The organism is Aminobacter sp. LjRoot7 (assembly GCF_964252895.1).
GTDB lineage: Bacteria > Pseudomonadota > Alphaproteobacteria > Rhizobiales > Rhizobiaceae > Aminobacter > Aminobacter aminovorans_B.
On the sequence record NZ_CAXUPX020000003.1, the window covers coordinates 232,093 to 249,286 of the forward strand.

Here is a 17,194-nt window from a genome sequence, read left to right on the forward strand (position 1 = left end):
GTCCATCTTCTCATCAAAAGCAGCTTTCGGCTGCGTGACCCCGAAGTGAATTCGCTATGACCGACCTGACCAGACTGACGATTGCCGAAGCGCGCGAGAAGCTGCGCGGCAAGGAGATCACCGCAACCGAGCTGACCGACGCCTACGTCACGGCGATCGACCAGGCCAATGCGACCTTCAACGCCTATGTCGCGACCACGCCCGACAAGGCGCGCGAGATGGCCAAGGCGTCCGACGCAAGGCTCGCCAAGGGCGAGGGCGGTGCGCTCGAAGGCATCCCGCTCGGCATCAAGGATCTGTTCGCCACCGAAGGCGTCCACACCCAGGCCTGCAGCCACGTGCTCGACGGCTTCGAGCCGCGCTACGAATCGACAGTCACGGCCAATCTGTGGGCTGACGGCGCTGTCATGCTCGGCAAGCTCAACATGGATGAGTTCGCCATGGGCTCGTCCAACGAGACGTCTTATTACGGCCCGGTGATCAACCCGTGGCGGCGTTCGCGCACCGAGACGGTGGTGATGCCGACGACCCATCAGGGCGATGGCGGCTTCGTTGCGGCCGGCGGCGCAAAGACCGCGCGCACCTACGACAACATGCAGCTGGTTCCCGGCGGCTCCTCGGGTGGCTCGGCGGCAGCCGTTTCGGCCTTCCTGTGCGCAGGTGCCACGGCCACCGACACGGGCGGCTCGATCCGCCAGCCCGCGGCCTTTACCGGCACCGTCGGCATCAAGCCGACCTATGGTCGCGTTTCGCGCTGGGGCACGGTTGCCTTCGCCTCGTCGCTCGACCAGGCTGGCCCGATCGCCCGCGACGTGCGCGACGCTGCGATCCTGCTCAAGTCGATGGCCTCGGTCGACGCCAAGGACACGACCTCGGTCGACCTGCCGGTACCTGATTACGAGGCGGCGATCGGCAAGTCGGTCAAGGGCATGAAGATCGGCATCCCCAAGGAATACCGCGTCGACGGCATGCCCGAGGACATCGAGGCGTTGTGGCAGAAGGGCATTGCCTGGCTCAAGGACGCCGGCGCCGAGATCGTCGACATCTCGCTGCCGCACACCAAATACGCCCTGCCGGCCTATTACATCGTGGCCCCTGCAGAAGCGTCCTCGAACCTCGCCCGCTATGACGGTGTCCGCTACGGCCTGCGCGTGCCGGGCAAGGACATCATCGAGATGTACGAGAACACTCGCGCTGCCGGTTTCGGCCGCGAGGTCAAGCGCCGCATCATGATCGGCACCTATGTGCTGTCGGCCGGCTATTACGACGCCTACTACCTCCAGGCGCAGAAGGTGCGCACGCTGATCAAGCGTGACTTCGAGCTGGCCTTCGCCGCCGGCGTCGATGTCATCCTGACCCCGGCAACTCCGTCGGCCGCCTTCGGCGTCGCCGACGAGGACATGGCCGCCGATCCGGTCAAGATGTACCTCAACGACATCTTCACCGTGACGGTGAACATGGCCGGCCTGCCTGGCATCGCCGTTCCCGCCGGCCTCGACGGCAACGGCCTGCCGCTCGGCCTGCAGCTGATCGGACGTCCGTTCGACGAAGAGACGCTGTTCCAGACCGCTCATGTCATCGAGCAGGCCGCGGGCCGTTTCCAGCCGGAGAAGTGGTGGTAGGCGCCTAGCGCCTATCATCTGAGGCCGGGCATGTGTCGACGGTCCAATCGAGCAAGACCGGGGTCGTACTTTACGAACTGACATAGTAGTGGATTGCTGGGGGGCACCATTCCAGCATGGACGGCATATCGGTTTGTTTTTCTATCTCTCCAAGATCTTTTGGTTCTTCGCCCAGCCGCTTAATTTCGCGATCTTTTTGCTTGCGGCCGGGCTCGTTGCCAGCTTCTTCGGGCGCCGGCGGTTCTTCCGTATGGCCACCTTCACCGCATTGATGATCCTTGCCCTCGCGACCTGGACGTCGCTCGGCTCGCTGATGCTCAATCCATTGGAAGAGCGGTTCCAGCGGCCGCCACAGCCGGCCAAGGTCGACGGCATCGTCGTGCTCGGCGGCGGTTTCGAGGGCGCGATCAACCTGGCGCGTGGCGGCTATGAGCTCAACAGCGGTGGCGACCGCATGGTCGAGACGGCGATACTCGCCCGCCGCTATCCCGATGCGAAGGTCGTTATTTCAGGCGGCACCGGAACGCTGGTGCTCGAAGGCGAGGGCGATGCCGACACGGCACCACGCCTGCTCGAAGCCCTTGGCGTGGCGCGCGAGCGGATGATCCTCGAAGGACGCTCCCGCAACACCTATGAGAACGCGTTGTTCTCCAAGGAGATGGTGACGCCAAAGCCTGGCGAAACCTGGCTTCTGGTCACTTCGGCCTTCCACATGCCGCGTTCGATGGCGCTGTTTGCCAAGGCTGGCTTCGATGTCACTGCCTGGCCTGTCGACTACCGCACGTCGGGCGAGGAGGGTGTCGGCCTGTTCACCGACAACCCCGCCGATTCGCTGCAGAACACGACGATGGCGATGCGCGAATGGATTGGCCTTCTGGCCTACTGGCTGTCGGGGCGGATCGATGATCCGTTTCCGGGTCCGAAATCCTGAACCAGCACGGCCTTGCGGGCTTCGGAAAAGAACTGGCGCCTGATGAGTACCGCAAGCAGCACCACTGTGGTTGCGACGAAGACGCGTGCGTCGACGAACCAGCCGAGATAGCCGATGGAGAAGAAGACGCCGCGCAGGCCGGCGTTGAAATGCTTGCCGGCGAGCTGGTTCATGCGGGTCGCCCGCATGACCGCGACGTCGATCGCCGCGTTCAGCTCGCTGCCGGGGCCGATCTGGGGAACGGCGCCGATCAGGATCGAGCAGTAGTTGAACAGCCGGTAGGCCCAGCCGAACTTGAAGAATGAGTAGGCCAAGATGACGATCAGGCCGATGACCTTGATCTCGAACAGCGGCCGTGCCGTCGCTCCTGCCAGCGGCACATCGCTCAGGATCGCCAGGACCCGGTCCGAGGCGCCGAGCAGGGCGAAGCAGCCGCCGACGGCGATCAGCGAGCTCGAGGCGAAGAAAGCCGTGCCTTGCTGCAGGCCGTTCATGATCGATGTGTCGACGATCCTGACTTCGCGCCGCGCCATCGTCGCCATCCAGGCGGCGCGCTGGGCATTCATCGCCCGCGTCAGCGACATGCGCGTCACGATATGGCCCTCGGCGCCAAGGGCATGGAACACCCAGCCGGCAAGGAAGAACGCCAGTGCGGCGATGTCGAGGACGCCCAAGGGGCCGGTCATGGAAACGGAATCGTTGATCATCCGGTGCAAGCTAGCATGCGCGCCGCGCTTATTTCGAGACTATGTGTCTGCCACGGCGGCGTCACAGGTGTTTAAAAAGCGTGAACAGTTAAATCGGCATAAGTGCCTGATTTGATTAAAATTTGATTGATGGCTGCATGGCTGCCATGCAGATTTCGCCATGCTTTGGCCATTTTTTGCAATTGCGAAGGCCCGCGCAAAGGCGTATCCAGCAGGCAACTCGGCCAAATGCGCTGGCGGACCCACCGCCCGCTGACCGAACCACAAGGATCTTGCGACACATCATGGATGACGGCGTTCAGAAGTCCTGCTGGGGCCTTACGGCCAAGGCAGTGATTGGCTTTGCAGGTTTTCTCCTTATTGCCTGGCTGGTGAGCGGTGCCGAAACGGCAGCTGTCGTGGCCGCCGGCTGATCGAAAATCGCTCGGATTGGATACAAAAAGCGCGGCTGGGCCGCGCTTTTTTGCTATATGGCCTTGCGTTATCTGGCGGTTTTTTCAAATGTCGCGCGCTGAGCACACCACGTCGGATCGCGCCTAGCCACAGACGTGAAAAGGGCGGATTGATCGTATACATACGCGACATGAGCCGCCGCCGTCGCAGGGAGTGAGATTTGTTTCTTTCGGTATTCGACCTGTTCAAGATCGGCATTGGTCCGTCGAGCTCGCACACGATGGGGCCGATGACGGCGGCCGCTCGTTTTCTCGACGAAATCCTGACCGGCGACTGGCCGCGCCCGGCGGGCACCAAGGTCGACCGCGTCGGCGCAAGCCTTCATGGTTCGCTCGCCTATACCGGTGTTGGCCACGGGACCGACCGCGCCGTCATGCTTGGCCTCTACGGGCTGACGCCTGTCACCGTCGACCCAGACCAGACCGACGGCATCGTCGAGCAGATTTCGCGCGACAAGCATGTGTCTCCGGAAGGGCACCCGTCCTACCGCTTCGATCCGGGCATCGATCTTGTGCTCGACAAAAAGACGCCGTTGCTCGGCCACGCCAACGGCATGGCGTTCTATGCCTATGACGCCAGCGATCGCCTGCTGCTCAAGCGCATCTATTACTCGATCGGCGGCGGCTTCGTCGTTTCAGAGGAAGAGCTGCAGCGCATGAAGGCCAAGACCGCGGCTCCCGCGGCGGGCAAGCGCGTGCCATACCCGTTCGCCAATGCCGTCGAGATGCTTGCCATGGCGTCGCGGAGCGGGCTCTCCATCGCCGAGATGAAGCGCGCCAACGAAGAAGTCCACATGGAGCGCACCGATCTCGACGCCGGGCTCGATGCGGTCTGGGACGCGATGAGCCGCTGCATCGACCGTGGCCTGTCGCAGGACGGCATCATGCCGGGCGGCCTCAAGGTTCGCCGCCGCGCCCGCCAATTGCATGACAAGCTGCAGGAGCAGTGGAGCCAGAACCGGCCCAACCCGTTGCTCGCCAATGACTGGCTGTCGATCTACGCCATGGCCGTCAACGAAGAGAACGCCGCCGGCGGCCGCGTCGTCACAGCACCTACCAATGGCGCGGCGGGCACGCTGCCGGCAGTCCTGCGCTATTGGCTGCATTTCCATGTCGAGGCCGACAAGGACAGCATTCGCGACTTCCTGCTGACCGCCGCCGCCGTGGGCGGCATCATCAAGACCAACGCCTCCATCTCGGGCGCCGAAGTCGGCTGCCAGGGCGAGGTCGGCTCCGCATCGGCGATGGCTGCCGCGGGCCTCTGCGCGGTCATGGGCGGCACGCCCGAGCAGGTCGAGAACGCAGCCGAGATCGCGCTAGAGCATCATCTCGGCATGACCTGCGATCCCGTCGGCGGGCTGGTCCAGGTGCCATGCATCGAGCGCAACGCGCTGGGCGCGGTCAAGGCGGTCACTGCGGCGTCGCTTGCCATCAAGGGCGACGGCAAGCACTTCGTGCCGCTTGACGCGGCGATCGAGACGATGCGCCAGACCGGTATGGACATGAGCGAGAAATACAAGGAAACCAGCCTCGGCGGTCTCGCGGTCAACGTCGTCGAGTGCTGAGGCTGGCCCAACAGGCCAGCCTGTGCAAAACCGCTGCCGGCGTTGAATGCGCCAGCGGGAGACGCTAGTTTTCAGGCCATGTCACTGAACATGCTAAAGCTCTGTGTCGGCTGCGACAGCGTCGAGGACCTCGAGGAATGGATCGCTTTCCGCCTCGACGAACGGCGGCGCAATGGCGAGCCGGTGGAGCAGTTCCATACCACCCGCATGGTGCCGACGCGGGGCGCCGAGCTGACATCAGGCGGCTCGCTCTACTGGGTCATCAAGGGCAACGTTCAGTGCCGCCAGCGCCTGCTGGAAATCCGGCCCTTCACCGATTCCGAAGGCATCGGCCGCTGCCATCTCATTCTCGATCCGACCGTCGTGCGCACCGACTGGCAGCCACGCCGCGCCTTCCAGGGCTGGCGCTACCTCAAGATCGCTGATGCCCCCGCAGATCTCGGCCAAGGCAATGCGGCGCTCGCCGAAATGCCGCCGAAGCTGCGGCTCGAGCTTGCCGAACTCGGCCTGCTCTAGCCCGGGCGCTGCCGCCTGCAACGTCGGGCTTGCAAGCAATCGCGCGCCGCCACATCTTCTTTGTTGATGAGCGACCAAAGCAAGCCCCCGGCTACGTCAGCCAATCGCCCGCCGGCCGAGCGCCGTTCGGATTCGGCCGCGATCGACGCGTTCGTTCGCCAGGCACGCGCGCTTGCCACCGGCAAGGCCAATGGCCGGCTGGTGCTGGCGCTGGACGCCACGATGAGCCGGCAGCCGACCTGGGACCTCGCCTGCGAACTGCAGGGCCAGATGTTCGATGCCGTCGGCAACACCGGCAGGCTGAATGTGCAGCTTGTCTACTTCCGCGGGCTTGGCGAATGCCGGGCGTCGAAGTTCGTCGCCGAGACCGGGTCGCTCAAGCAGCTGATGACGTCCATCCAGTGCCGCAGCGGCCAGACGCAGGTCGGCAAGGTGCTGGCGCATGCGCTCAAGGAAACGGCCACCGCCAAAGTGGACGCGCTCGTCTATATCGGCGATGCGATGGAAGAAAACATCGACGAACTGGCCGAGAAAGCCGGCAAGCTGGGCCTGCTAGGGGTGCCCGCCTTCGTCTTCCAGGAAGGCCATGACGCCGATGCCGAGCGCGCCTTCAAGGAAATCGCGCGGCTGTCCAAGGGCGCCTGGTTCCGCTTCGACCGCAAGGCCGCGGCGACCCTGTCGAAACTGCTGTCGGCGGTGGCCGTCTTTGCGACCGGTGGCATCAAGGCGCTGGAGGCAAGGGGCCGTCCTGAGGACATACTGATGATCGAGCATTTGAGGAGCGGCAAGGCACCATGACAGTCTTAGCTATCCTTGCCGCTGTCCTGGTGTTTTGCGCGCTGTCGGTCACGGTCTTCCTGCGTGCCGATGCGACCCAGCTTGCCAAGGCGCTGAAGATGGCGGGGCCATTCGCGCTGGGGCTTGTTGGCGTGGTGTTGCTGTTGTTGGGCAGGGCGGCCGTCGGTGGCGGCCTGATTTCGGCGGCACTGGCCTGGTATGCCGCTGGCAGGAGGGGGGCTTCTGCCAGTCGAACGCCGGGGCGGCGTTCGACCGTAAGGACTGCGGCGCTCGAGATGGAGCTCGACCACGACACTGGAGGCCTGCAGGGTTTTGTCCTGGCCGGTCACCAGGAAGGCAAGTCACTTGCGTCACTTGGCCTTACTGAACTCAAGGCACTCTACAAGGAGCTTTCCGGCGACCCGGAAAGCCGCCAGCTACTTGAGACCTATCTTGACGGCCGTTTTCCCGTTTGGCGTGAAGACGCGCAACCTGACCGAGACGACGGGCAGCGTGTTGCGCCAAGTTCTGGCGCCATGACTAAGGAGGAGGCCTACAAGGTCCTTGGTCTTGAAGCGGGGGCCGCCGCGGCGGATGTCCGCAAGGCGCATCGACGACTGATTCAGCGCCTGCATCCCGATCTCGGAGGCTCGTCTTTCCTCGCGGCGAGGATCAACGAAGCCAAGGACGTCCTTCTCTCCGATCATCACTAGACTCTCCTTCGACACAGAACTTTCCAGGAGGTTGGGGTGTGCCTACTGCGCGATGGCGTAGCAGGCGATCTTCTTCTTCTTCAGTGCATTGCAGGCGTTCCAAGCAGCGTCCTTGCTGTCGAAGCCGGCGAAGCGGGCACGGAAGTAAGTGACGCCGCCCTTTTCGAACGGCACGGTGAAGGCGGAGGCATCGGCCAGAACCGCGGGCACCTGCTTGGCGGTCTTGTCAAGGATCTTGCGGGCCTCGCCATCGCTCGGCGACGAAGCGACCTGAATGGCCCAGCCCGATGGAACCGAAGCGGTCTTCATCTGGTCAAGGGCCTGGACGGCAGGGGCGCGTTCTTCCGCATAGGCTTGCTCGACGCCCTCAGCCGGGGCGCGATCCTTGGCCTTGCGGATCTGGAACGGGATCTTGCCGCCGAAACGTTCGGTCGAAGCCATGGCGATCTTCGGCTCCGCGGTGCGTGCGATGACCGGCTTCGGAGCAGGCACGGCAGCGGCCACGACAACTTCGTCGCTCTCGACGGCTTCGTCGGTAGCAGCATCAGCGACCACGACTTCAGCTTCCGGGCGCATGTCAGGGGTTGGAGCGTTGCGCTTGGGCAAATCGGCCTTCGCAACGGCGACGGCCGGCATTGGGGTATCGGTCTTGGCGATCAGGTCACCACCGCCGCGCTTGGAGGCCTGCGGCATGTAGGTATTGATCAGCTGCGCCATCTGGTTGTCGCGGCTTGCGCCGCTGGCGCCGCCGAGAACGACCGCGACGATGCGACGATTGCCGTCCTGCACCGAAGAAACCAGGTTGAAGCCCGAGGCGCGGGTGTAGCCGGTCTTGATGCCGTCAACGCCCTTGATGCGGCCGAGCAGGCGATTGTGGTTGGCGATGCGCTGGCGGCCGAAGGCAAAGGAGCGCGTCGAGAAGTAGCTGTAGTACTGCGGGTAGTGCTCACGCAGCGCGATGCCGAGCTTGGCCATGTCGCGCGCGGTGGTGAACTGGGCGGTGTTGGGCAGGCCGTTGGCGTTGCGGAACACGGTACCCTTCATGCCGAGGCTGCGTGCCTTGGCGGTCATCATGCGGGCGAAGTTTTCCTCGGAGCCGCCAATCATCTCGCCAAGTGCCGTCGAAGCGTCGTTGGCCGAACGCGTGATGAGCGAGAGAATCGCCGCTTCGACGCTGATCGAGCCGCCTGCCTTGACGCCAATCTTGGTCGGCGGCTCGGCGGCAGCGTTCTTGGAGAACACGACCTTGGAATCTTTCTGGATCCGACCCTTCGAAAGCGCTTCGAAGGTCAGATAAAGGGTCATCATCTTGGTCAGCGATGCCGGATAACGCCGGGAATCGGCGTTTGACGAGTGAAGCGTCTCGCCGGTGTTCGCGTCGACGACGATCGCCGCGTAGCGGCTGTCCCTGGTCGCCTTGGCTGCGGAAACAGGAGCCACCGACGCCATGCCAATGGCCGCAGCTAGGGTGAAAACCATGAACGATTTGATGGAGATAGCCGACTTGAGCACTTTACCCGGCAACGCTTGACGCACTGTTACACCCTTGAATTATTGTTGCATGAGGGGCGGCAAAGGTTCCTGCCCCGTATCGATGCACAGTAGGGTCACAGCGTTACCAATAAGTTTATGGTAACCGGCTCGTTCACACTTTTGGTGGGGCTTTAGTCGAACTTTAGCGAATGGGACCGTCGTTTCGGGCGGTGCGGAATGACGTCGGGTCAGTTGACATTTTGTGCGCTGCACAATATCTAGGCTGCATCGCACAATCACATAGCGCAGCGCGCGGAACCCGAAAGGATGCAGCGATGACCCAGACCTATGAAGATTTCAGCAAATACGGCAAGGACTTCGTCGACACCGGCCTGAAGAGCTTCGCTTCGCTCTCCAAGGGCGCGCAGGCGATCGCCACCGAGACCACCGACTACACCAAGAAGAGCTTCGAGACGGGCGCTGCCACGTTCGAAAAGCTGCTCGGCGTGAAGTCGCTCGAAAAGGCCGTCGAAATCCAGACCGACTATGCCAAGCAGGCTTATGAAGGTTTTGTCGCCGAGGCGACCAAGCTCGGCGAACTCTATGCCGAACTCGCCAAGGACGCCTACAAGCCGTTTGAGTCGCTCGTCGCCAAGGCGAAGTGATCGACTGATCCCCGATTTCAGGGGGCTGGATCGAAAGATCCGGCAGATAAGACCCGGTTGCGCCCGCGCAGCCGGGTTTTTTGTTTTTCTTTTGCACAAGTGCTTCACGTTTATGGCAATTCGGGCCATGCCGCCCCCGTCACCATATTGTCAGCACGTCAGAAGGGCTTAAAATCCCCCTAATGACACCTACATGACGAAGTGTCGGAATTGATGAAGGGCAGGACCAGATTGACGACCGGCTTGGAAGCCACGAACTTCGACGTGGCGCGGATGCAGAACGGTGATGAGGGAGGCAACGGCCCAGGCCGCGGCACCGCAGTCATCACCCGTACGAAGACCAAGACCAAGCGGCCGAGCCTCTACAGGGTGCTCATCCTCAACGACGACTACACCCCGATGGAGTTCGTCGTGCATGTGCTCGAACGCTTCTTCCAGAAGGACAGGGAGGCCGCTACCCGCATCATGTTGCATGTCCATAACCATGGCGTCGGCGAGTGCGGGATCTACACGTTCGAAGTGGCCGAGACCAAGGTGTCCCAGGTCATGGATTTCGCCAGACAAAATCAGCATCCGCTGCAATGCGTGATGGAGAAGAAGTGAGGTATTGAATGCCGGCTTTCTCCCAGGGCCTCGAAAAAGCGCTGCATCAGGCGTTGACGCTCGCCAACGAGCGTCACCATGAATATGCGACGCTCGAACATCTGCTGCTCGCGCTCATCGATGACAATGAGGCGGCAGCGGTCATGCGTGCCTGCAACGTCGATCTCGACGAACTCAAGCAGACAGTGCTGACCTACATCGACACCGAGCTCGATAATCTCGTCACCGGTTACGACGAGGATTCGAAGCCGACCGCCGGTTTCCAGCGCGTCATCCAGCGCGCCGTCATTCACGTGCAGTCGTCCGGCCGCGAGGAAGTGTCCGGCGCCAACGTGCTTGTTGCGATCTTCGCCGAGCGCGAGAGCCACGCCGCTTATTTCCTGCAGGAACAGCAGATGACCCGCTACGACGCGGTCAACTACATCTCGCACGGCATTGCCAAGCGTCCCGGCGCCACCGAGACGCGCAGCCCGCGCGGCGCCGATGAAGAGCAGGGCGGCTCGAACAACGAGGCAAGCGAAGAGACGGGCAAGGGCAAGAAGCAGCAGGACGCGCTAACCGCCTATTGCGTCAATCTCAACGTCAAGGCGCGCGCCGGCAAGATCGATCCGCTGATCGGGCGCGAGTCCGAGATCAACCGCACCATCCAGGTGCTGTGCCGCCGCTCCAAGAACAACCCGCTCTATGTCGGTGATCCCGGCGTCGGCAAGACGGCGATCGCCGAGGGCCTCGCCAAGCGCATCGTCGAAGGCGATGTTCCCGAAGTGCTCGAGGATGCCACCATCTTCGCGCTCGACATGGGCACGCTGCTTGCCGGTACGCGTTACCGTGGTGACTTCGAGGAACGGCTGAAGCAGGTCGTCAAGGAGCTCGAGGAATATCCGGGCGCAGTGCTGTTCATCGACGAGATCCACACCGTGATCGGTGCGGGTGCCACGTCCGGCGGTGCGATGGACGCGTCCAACCTGCTCAAGCCGGCTTTGTCGTCGGGTGCCATCCGCTGCATCGGCTCGACCACCTACAAGGAGTTCCGCCAGTTCTTTGAGAAGGACAGGGCTCTTGTCCGTCGCTTCCAGAAGATCGACGTCAACGAGCCGACCGTCGACGACGCCATCGAGATCATGAAGGGCCTCAAGCCCTATTATGAGGACTTCCATAAGGTGAAGTTCACCAACGAGGCGATCAAGGCGGCTGTCGAGCTTTCGGCGCGCTATATCAACGACCGCAAGCTGCCCGACAAGGCGATTGACGTGATCGACGAGACGGGTGCGTCGCAGATGCTGTTGCCCGAAGGCAAGCGCAAGAAGACGATCGGCATCAAGGAGATCGAAGCGACGATCGCCACGATGGCGCGCATTCCGCCGAAGACTGTCTCCGCGGACGACGAGAAGGTGCTGGCCAGCCTCGAGGTCGAACTGCAGCGTGTTGTCTACGGTCAGGATACGGCGATCACAGCCCTTACCTCGGCGATCAAGCTGGCGCGTGCCGGTCTGCGCGAACCGGAGAAGCCGATCGGCTCCTACCTGTTCTCGGGCCCGACCGGCGTCGGCAAGACCGAAGTGGCAAAGCAGCTCGCTTTGTCGCTTGGCGTCGAGCTGATCCGCTTCGACATGTCGGAGTACATGGAGCGTCATACCGTCAGCCGCCTGATCGGCGCGCCTCCCGGCTATGTCGGCTTCGACCAGGGTGGTCTGCTGACCGACGGCGTCGACCAGCATCCGCACTGCGTGCTGCTGCTCGACGAAGTGGAAAAGGCCCATCCCGACCTGTTCAACATCCTGTTGCAGGTCATGGACCACGGCAAGCTGACCGACCACAACGGCAAGCAGATCGACTTCCGCAATGTCATCTTGATCATGACCACCAATGCGGGCGCGTCCGACGCGCAGCGCGCGGCGATCGGTTTCGGGTCGACCAAGCGCGAAGGCGACGATGTCGAGGCGATCAACCGGCTATTCACGCCGGAGTTCCGCAACCGTCTCGATGCCATCATCCCGTTCGGCTCGCTGCCGGTGCCGGTGGTGCATCAGGTCGTGCAGAAGTTCGTCATGCAGCTGGAAGCGCAGCTTTCCGAGCGTGGCGTGACCTTCGACCTGTCGCCGGATGCCATCGCCTGGCTGGCCGAGAAGGGCTACGACGAGCGCATGGGCGCGCGCCCGCTTGGCCGCGTCATCCAGGAGCACATCAAGAAGCCGTTGGCCGATGAGGTGCTGTTCGGCAAGCTCAAGAAGGGCGGCACGGTGCGCGTCACCGTCGAGAAGAAGGAAACCGGCGAATCCGGCCTGAAGCTCGAGACGGTTGCCGACGAAGTGCCGGTGAAGCCGAAGAAGGAAGACCCGGCCGATCGTCCGAAGCCCAAGAAGGCGGCTGCCAAGAAATCGGTCGCCAAGAAGGTTGTGGCGGCGAAGCCGAAGTCCGAGCCGAAGGGCAAGGATGGCGGCAAGCGCAGCCTCGTTCCACAGCTGCCTCGAAAAGGCTGATTGAAAAACAAGGAAGCCCCGGAAACGGGGCTTCTTTTTTGCTCCAAGTTGCCTGCAGGCTTGCTCAGGCGACGACAGGGCTTTCGACGCGGTTCCGGCCGAGGCGCTTGGCGCGATAGAGCCAGGTGTCGGCATCCCTGATCATCTGTTCGGCTGAAACAGGACCGCTCTTGGCGGTCGTCACCCCGATGCTGACGGTGGTGCTCAGGCCGGGCTCAGTCAGAGTCATCGTGGCCACCGCGGCGCGCAGACGCTCGGCGAGGATCGTCGCGTCGCCGGCGTTGAGGTCCTGGCAGATGGCCACGAACTCCTCGCCACCATAGCGGAACAGGCGGTCGCCGCTGCGCAGCGCGCCGTCCAACGCGCGTGCGACATCCTTGAGCACCTTGTCGCCGGTGACATGGCCATGCTGGTCGTTGATGCTCTTGAAATGGTCGATGTCGATCATCAGCAAGCTCACCGGCTTGCGCTCGGCCAGCGGCCGGTCGATCAGCGACTGTGCCACCGCTTCGAAATGGCCGCGGTCGCTTGTTCCGGTCAGTGTGTCCTTGCCGGTCTTTTCCAGCAGGTCCTCATAGCGGTGGCGGAATGTCAGGCGGTCGAAGACCTTGAGCAGCGGCTCCGGACCTGCCAGTGCCGGCCGTGTCTCGACATATCTGAGGTAGATGACGAGCATAGCGCTGTACAGCGCTGCGGCGGCCATCTTGGCGATCCAGCCGCCATAGAGTGCGCTGATCGGCACGCCCGACACGAGGTGCAGGCCGAGGAAGAACATCAACTGGTCGAATGTCAGGACCAGTGCCGCGCTCAGGAAAATGCGCTTGAACAGCGTGTTGGCGATGCGCTGGCCGAGCTTCTCGTAGATCAGGATCAAGGCGATGCTGTCGAGGAAGAGCAGGGCCGTTCCCCACACCATCAGCACGCCCATGTCGTCCAGGAAGGTCAGGTCGGGCTGATAGCCGGGCATCTCCGCGACATCGCCGTAGAGGCGCAGGATCAGCGCCAGCGCCACCATCAGGCAGTTGCCGATCAAAAGCCCGTAGATCGGCTGGCGCACCGTCTCGGCGTCCTCCTTGATGTAGAGCAGGAGGAACATCATCAGCTTGCCGGAAAACATGACAGTCGAGCCGGGCGATATCAGCCCGAAGGGCAACTGAACGAAGAATACAGCTGCGAGGTAAGTCTCGAGGAAGTGCATCACCCCGAGCACGCAAACGAAGATTCCGATGCCGAATCTGTGGCGTGAATGGAAAACCGCAGCCATGGTCACGAAGTAGATCAGCGCTTGCAAGACGAGCAGCAATGCACCTGTCATGACCTGGCTGTTCCTCGCTTCCCACCCAAAGGCCTATCTACACGTTCACGGTACGTAAACCGTTAATATGCCGTCTCTTTCGCCAATTGGCACGACATTGCGCGGTCCGGTCGACTGCGCCAAGGGCACTGAAGCGCTGACTTGGCCGGAAGGCCATGCTATGCGCCTTTTCAATGCCTGCTGACCCCGCATCTCCATCGCCAAGCCTGTCGATACGCCGCCTCTGGTATCTCCGCGGCGTTCGCGCCGCCTTCTCGATCCCGGGCCTGATCCTCGCCAGCGCGTTTATCGGCTTTGCCGGGCTTGCCAAGGAGGCCGGGCTGACGCTGGCGCAGACCGTCTTCATGGTCGGCATGGTCTGGGCGCTTCCGGCCAAGGTGGTGCTGATCGGCGCCATTCTCTCTGGTGCTTCGCTGCCGGCGGCGGCATTCGCCGTAGCGCTGTCATCGATCCGGCTCACGCCGATGGTTGTGGCGCTGGTCCCCGAGCTGCGCGGGCCGAAAACACCGCGCTGGGTGCTCTATCTCCTGTCTCACTTTGTCGCCGTCACCTCCTGGGTGCTGGCGATGGAACGGCTGCGCGGCATCCCGCGCGATTTGCGCACCAGCTATTATGCCGGGCTCGGCTCGACGCTCGTGCTGTTCAACATGGCGGTCACGGCCGTCGTCTACCTCGTCGCTGACAGCCTGCCGCCCGCCGTCTCGGCAGCATTGTTCCTGCTGACGCCAATGTACTTCCTGACTTCGCTGTGGGGCTCGGCACGTGAGCGGGCAGGGCACGTCGCCATGGTCCTCGGTCTCATCCTCGGCCCGCTGCTCCATCTCGTCGTGCCCGGCTTCGACCTGCTCGGAGCAGGCCTCATCGGCGGAGGCATCGCATTTGCCTTCCACAAGCTGGCGCGGCGGAGGGAATCGGCATGACCTTCGGCGCATTCGACACCTGGTGGTGGCCGTTCCTGTTCATCCTCGTCGGCGGCTGGCTCGCCACCGACGCCTGGCGTTTCCTCGGCGTCTATCTCGGCGACCGCTTGTCGGAAGACTCCGACCTGCTCGTCCTGGTCCGCGCGCTCGCCACCGCCCTCGTCGCCGCCGTCATCGGCAACCTGATCGTCATTCCCAGCGGCGCGCTCGTCGACACGGCGCTCGCCTTGCGCGTCGGTGCAGCGGCCGGCGGTTTCGCCGCATACCTGCTACTGGGCCGCAAGATACTCGTCGGCATCATCGCCGCAGAGCTGATCCTTCTGGTTGGGATGTGGATTTCGGGCTAGGGCGCTGTAGCGGTCGTCATCGCGCCTGTGGTGGTCAGGCCAGCTTGTCCAGCGCGGCTCTGATCTTCTCCGCGTTCGCCGCTAGCACCTCGGGCTTTTCCATAACCGCCGCATGGCCCTTGGGTGCTACGCCCTCGAAGCGTGGCACGATGTGGACGTGGAGATGGAACACCGTCTGGCCAGCCGTCGCCTCGTTGAACTGTGAGATCACGATGCCGTCGGCGTCAAAGGCCAGCTGGGCAGCCCGGGCCACCTTCTGCACGGCTGAAAACAATCGGCCGAACGTCTCGGGCTCGGCATCGAGCAGATTACGCGACGGCGTCTTGGGTACCACCAGCGTGTGCCCGGTGCTCTGCGGCATCACATCCATGAACGCCAATACGGCGTCGTCTTCATAGACCCGATGCGAGGGGATCTCGCCGCGCAGGATCTTGGCGAAGATGTTGTTTGGATCGTAAGCGGCGCTCGACATGGCCTATCCCGTTTGCTGCGTTTTCGTGGTGGATGTTTCGGCGCTGGCAGGCGGAACGTCAAGCTGCGGAAGGCCGTAAGGAGCTAAGTTGAACTACATCTACCTAATCGTGGCGGTGGCCTTCGAGGTCGTCGCAACCTCCGCCCTCAAGGAAACCAATGGTTTCACGCGGCTGTGGCCGTCCGTCATCGCGCTCGCCGGCTATGCCTGCGCGTTCTACTTCCTGTCGCTGGTGCTGCGCCAGGTGCCGGTCGGTATCGTCTATGCCATGTGGTGCGGTGCCGGCATCGTCTTCATCACGGCGATCGCCTGGATCTGGTTTCGCCAGACGCTCGACCTTCCCGCGCTTCTCGGCATCGGGCTGATCATGGCGGGCGTCATCGTGATCAACCTGTTTTCGAAGTCGATCGCGCACTGAACGTCAGCCGCGCCGGAACGGCCCGTGTTCGGAAAGGTATTCGCCGATCTGGGCGACCTCCCGGCATTCGCGTTCGAGATATTCGGCCACCGCACGGCGAAGGCCAGGGTGGACGATGTAGTGGGCTGACTGCGTCGTGACCGGTCGATAGCCACGCGCCAGCTTGTGCTCGCCCTGGGCTCCTGCCTCGACGACCCCGAGTTTGCGTTCGATGGCGAAGTCGATGGCCTGATGGTAGCAGACCTCGAAATGCAGGAAGGGATGGTCCTCGATGCAGCCCCAGTTGCGGCCGTAGAGCGTATCGGAGCCGATGAAATTGATCGCGCCCGCAATGTAGCGGCCGCCGCGCCTGGCCATGACCAGCAGCACGTCGTCGGCCATGCGTTCGCCGATCAGCGAGAAGAACGTCCGGTTGAGGTAAGGTCGGCCCCATTTGCGGCCGCCAGTGTCCATGTAGAAGGCGAAGAAGTCGTCCCAGTGCGCTTCGGTGATGTCCTTGCCGGTCAGGCGTTCGATCGAGATGCCTTCGGCCAGCGCCTCGCGCCGCTCCTTCTTCAGCGCCTTGCGCTTGCGCGAGGCGAGCGTGGCGAGAAAATCGTCATAATTGCCAAAGCCTTCGTTGAAGAAGTGGAACTGCTGGTCAGTGCGGCGCAGGAAGCCGGTGTCGGCGAGGGTGTCGACTTCTTCTGCCTCGGCGAAGGTGACATGCGCCGACGATACGCCTACGCCCTCGGCGACACTGCGCAGCGCCGTTGCCAGCGCTGCCTTGGTTGCTGGGGCAGCGGCGCCTGGGACTGCCAGCAGGCGCGGGCCGGTCGCCGGCGTAAACGGTATGGAAGCCTGCAGCTTGGGATAGTATCGCCCGCCTGCGCGCTCGAAGGCGTCGGCCCAGCCGTGGTCGAAGACATATTCGCCTTGGCTGTGTGACTTGGCGTAGCAGGCCAACGCACCGAGAAAGGTGCCGTCGGCCTTTTCCAACCGGAGATGGTGTCCTTGCCAGCCGGTCTTGCGCACGGCGCAGCTGGATTCCTCGAGGATGCTCAGAAAATCAAATGAAACGAATGGGTTGTAGGTCGATCCTGAGACCTTCGACGCGCCTGAAAGGCGGTTCCAGTCGTCGCGGCTGAATTCGCTGATGCTTGAGACGACGCGGACGGCGTAGCCGCCATCCGCACTCGTCGCTCCGACATCGCTCGCATTGCTCATGCGGTGTTACTT

The 17,194-nt window shown here is 62.9% G+C and carries 18 protein-coding genes; 13 read left to right on the forward strand and 5 right to left on the reverse strand.

The features are described 5' to 3' along the window. The first annotated feature begins 56 nt into the window (after positions 1-56). Both ACSQ3E_RS10680 and ACSQ3E_RS10685 read left to right on the forward strand, forming a co-directional pair. Positions 57-1,622 (forward strand): amidase, encoded by a 1,566-nt coding sequence (locus ACSQ3E_RS10680; RefSeq protein ID WP_436122689.1) that lies wholly within the window; start codon positions 57-59, stop codon positions 1,620-1,622. A 133-nt stretch (positions 1,623-1,755) separates the two neighbouring features. Next, positions 1,756-2,553: a YdcF family protein gene (locus ACSQ3E_RS10685; RefSeq protein ID WP_436122690.1), complete on the forward strand. Its 798-nt coding sequence runs from the start codon at positions 1,756-1,758 to the stop codon at positions 2,551-2,553. Here ACSQ3E_RS10685 and ACSQ3E_RS10690 read toward each other — a convergent pair. Next, on the reverse strand, positions 2,502-3,239 hold the full coding sequence (locus tag ACSQ3E_RS10690; RefSeq protein ID WP_436122691.1) for a DUF599 domain-containing protein: 738 nt from the start codon (positions 3,237-3,239) through the stop codon (positions 2,502-2,504). The genes ACSQ3E_RS10685 and ACSQ3E_RS10690 overlap by 52 nt on opposite strands. 305 nt (positions 3,240-3,544) lie before the next feature. On the opposite strand from ACSQ3E_RS10690, the gene ACSQ3E_RS10695 reads away from it, so the two are divergent. The 5 genes from ACSQ3E_RS10695 to ACSQ3E_RS10715 all read left to right on the forward strand — a co-directional run bounded on the left by ACSQ3E_RS10695 (position 3,545) and on the right by ACSQ3E_RS10715 (position 7,283). Beyond that, complete coding sequence (locus ACSQ3E_RS10695; RefSeq protein ID WP_256438414.1) at positions 3,545-3,673, forward strand: hypothetical protein; 129 nt, start codon at positions 3,545-3,547, stop codon at positions 3,671-3,673. 200 nt (positions 3,674-3,873) lie between these two features. Then, positions 3,874-5,277, forward strand: coding sequence for an L-serine ammonia-lyase (locus tag ACSQ3E_RS10700; RefSeq protein WP_310318327.1), 1,404 nt, complete (start codon positions 3,874-3,876; stop codon positions 5,275-5,277). Positions 5,278-5,355: 78 nt separating this feature from the next. Further along, positions 5,356-5,793 (forward strand): DUF1489 family protein, encoded by a 438-nt coding sequence (locus ACSQ3E_RS10705; protein WP_310318330.1) that lies wholly within the window; start codon positions 5,356-5,358, stop codon positions 5,791-5,793. A 66-nt stretch (positions 5,794-5,859) separates the two neighbouring features. Further along, positions 5,860-6,591 carry a VWA domain-containing protein gene (locus tag ACSQ3E_RS10710; protein WP_436122692.1) on the forward strand — a complete coding sequence of 244 codons (732 nt, stop codon included), beginning with the start codon at positions 5,860-5,862 and terminating at the stop codon, positions 6,589-6,591. Next, positions 6,588-7,283, forward strand: a complete 696-nt coding sequence (locus tag ACSQ3E_RS10715; RefSeq protein ID WP_436122693.1) for a DnaJ domain-containing protein — start codon at positions 6,588-6,590, stop codon at positions 7,281-7,283. The genes ACSQ3E_RS10710 and ACSQ3E_RS10715 overlap by 4 nt, the downstream gene beginning before the upstream one ends. Positions 7,284-7,325: 42 nt before the next feature. On the opposite strand, the gene ACSQ3E_RS10720 is transcribed toward ACSQ3E_RS10715, so the two are convergent. Continuing rightward, the gene (locus tag ACSQ3E_RS10720) at positions 7,326-8,819 is read right to left on the reverse strand and encodes a D-alanyl-D-alanine carboxypeptidase (RefSeq protein ID WP_436122694.1); all 1,494 of its coding nucleotides are present in this window, start codon (positions 8,817-8,819) and stop codon (positions 7,326-7,328) included. A 272-nt stretch (positions 8,820-9,091) separates the two neighbouring features. Here ACSQ3E_RS10720 and ACSQ3E_RS10725 point away from each other — a divergent pair, with 272 nt between their 5' ends. The 3 genes from ACSQ3E_RS10725 to clpA all read left to right on the forward strand — a co-directional run bounded on the left by ACSQ3E_RS10725 (position 9,092) and on the right by clpA (position 12,504). After that, on the forward strand, positions 9,092-9,421 hold the full coding sequence (locus tag ACSQ3E_RS10725) for a phasin family protein (RefSeq protein WP_184767598.1): 330 nt from the start codon (positions 9,092-9,094) through the stop codon (positions 9,419-9,421). A 273-nt stretch (positions 9,422-9,694) separates the two neighbouring features. After that, positions 9,695-10,024, forward strand: coding sequence for an ATP-dependent Clp protease adapter ClpS (clpS, locus tag ACSQ3E_RS10730; protein ID WP_055977693.1), 330 nt, complete (start codon positions 9,695-9,697; stop codon positions 10,022-10,024). 8 nt (positions 10,025-10,032) lie between these two features. Next, entirely contained in the window at positions 10,033-12,504 is a 2,472-nt protein-coding gene (clpA, locus tag ACSQ3E_RS10735) for an ATP-dependent Clp protease ATP-binding subunit ClpA (protein ID WP_436122695.1), read from the forward strand. Between the two features lie 64 nt (positions 12,505-12,568). Here clpA and ACSQ3E_RS10740 read toward each other — a convergent pair whose 3' ends face one another. Beyond that, on the reverse strand, positions 12,569-13,819 hold the full coding sequence (locus ACSQ3E_RS10740; protein ID WP_436122696.1) for a diguanylate cyclase: 1,251 nt from the start codon (positions 13,817-13,819) through the stop codon (positions 12,569-12,571). A 173-nt stretch (positions 13,820-13,992) separates the two neighbouring features. Here ACSQ3E_RS10740 and ACSQ3E_RS10745 point away from each other — a divergent pair, with 173 nt between their 5' ends. Both ACSQ3E_RS10745 and ACSQ3E_RS10750 read left to right on the forward strand, forming a co-directional pair. Then, positions 13,993-14,739: an AzlC family ABC transporter permease gene (locus ACSQ3E_RS10745; protein WP_436122697.1), complete on the forward strand. Its 747-nt coding sequence runs from the start codon at positions 13,993-13,995 to the stop codon at positions 14,737-14,739. Beyond that, a complete protein-coding gene (locus tag ACSQ3E_RS10750; protein ID WP_436122698.1) occupies positions 14,736-15,086 on the forward strand; it encodes an AzlD domain-containing protein in 351 nt (116 codons plus the stop codon). The genes ACSQ3E_RS10745 and ACSQ3E_RS10750 overlap by 4 nt, the downstream gene beginning before the upstream one ends. A gap of 34 nt (positions 15,087-15,120) precedes the next feature. On the opposite strand, the gene ACSQ3E_RS10755 is transcribed toward ACSQ3E_RS10750, so the two are convergent. Continuing rightward, complete coding sequence (locus tag ACSQ3E_RS10755; protein WP_436122699.1) at positions 15,121-15,558, reverse strand: HIT family protein; 438 nt, start codon at positions 15,556-15,558, stop codon at positions 15,121-15,123. Between the two features lie 88 nt (positions 15,559-15,646). Between ACSQ3E_RS10755 and ACSQ3E_RS10760 the strand changes: the two genes are divergently transcribed. Beyond that, the gene (locus tag ACSQ3E_RS10760; RefSeq protein WP_280222931.1) at positions 15,647-15,976 is read left to right on the forward strand and encodes a DMT family transporter; all 330 of its coding nucleotides are present in this window, start codon (positions 15,647-15,649) and stop codon (positions 15,974-15,976) included. A gap of 3 nt (positions 15,977-15,979) precedes the next feature. On the opposite strand, the gene ACSQ3E_RS10765 is transcribed toward ACSQ3E_RS10760, so the two are convergent. Further along, complete coding sequence (locus ACSQ3E_RS10765; protein WP_436122700.1) at positions 15,980-17,182, reverse strand: GNAT family N-acetyltransferase; 1,203 nt, start codon at positions 17,180-17,182, stop codon at positions 15,980-15,982. Between the last annotated feature and the right edge of the window lie 12 nt (positions 17,183-17,194).

Coding starts and splice junctions, on each gene's coding strand:
- clpA (WP_436122695.1), top strand. CDS start 10,033: ATGCCGGCTTTCTCCCAGGGCCTCGAAAAAGCGCTGCATCAGGCGTTG.
- ACSQ3E_RS10740 (WP_436122696.1), bottom strand. CDS start 13,819: ATGACAGGTGCATTGCTGCTCGTCTTGCAAGCGCTGATCTACTTCGTG.
- ACSQ3E_RS10745 (WP_436122697.1), top strand. CDS start 13,993: ATGCCTGCTGACCCCGCATCTCCATCGCCAAGCCTGTCGATACGCCGC.
- ACSQ3E_RS10710 (WP_436122692.1), top strand. CDS start 5,860: ATGAGCGACCAAAGCAAGCCCCCGGCTACGTCAGCCAATCGCCCGCCG.
- ACSQ3E_RS10725 (WP_184767598.1), top strand. CDS start 9,092: ATGACCCAGACCTATGAAGATTTCAGCAAATACGGCAAGGACTTCGTC.
- clpS (WP_055977693.1), top strand. CDS start 9,695: ATGCAGAACGGTGATGAGGGAGGCAACGGCCCAGGCCGCGGCACCGCA.
- ACSQ3E_RS10695 (WP_256438414.1), top strand. CDS start 3,545: ATGGATGACGGCGTTCAGAAGTCCTGCTGGGGCCTTACGGCCAAGGCA.
- ACSQ3E_RS10680 (WP_436122689.1), top strand. CDS start 57: ATGACCGACCTGACCAGACTGACGATTGCCGAAGCGCGCGAGAAGCTG.
- ACSQ3E_RS10750 (WP_436122698.1), top strand. CDS start 14,736: ATGACCTTCGGCGCATTCGACACCTGGTGGTGGCCGTTCCTGTTCATC.
- ACSQ3E_RS10755 (WP_436122699.1), bottom strand. CDS start 15,558: ATGTCGAGCGCCGCTTACGATCCAAACAACATCTTCGCCAAGATCCTG.
- ACSQ3E_RS10690 (WP_436122691.1), bottom strand. CDS start 3,239: ATGACCGGCCCCTTGGGCGTCCTCGACATCGCCGCACTGGCGTTCTTC.
- ACSQ3E_RS10705 (WP_310318330.1), top strand. CDS start 5,356: ATGTCACTGAACATGCTAAAGCTCTGTGTCGGCTGCGACAGCGTCGAG.
- ACSQ3E_RS10765 (WP_436122700.1), bottom strand. CDS start 17,182: ATGAGCAATGCGAGCGATGTCGGAGCGACGAGTGCGGATGGCGGCTAC.
- ACSQ3E_RS10715 (WP_436122693.1), top strand. CDS start 6,588: ATGACAGTCTTAGCTATCCTTGCCGCTGTCCTGGTGTTTTGCGCGCTG.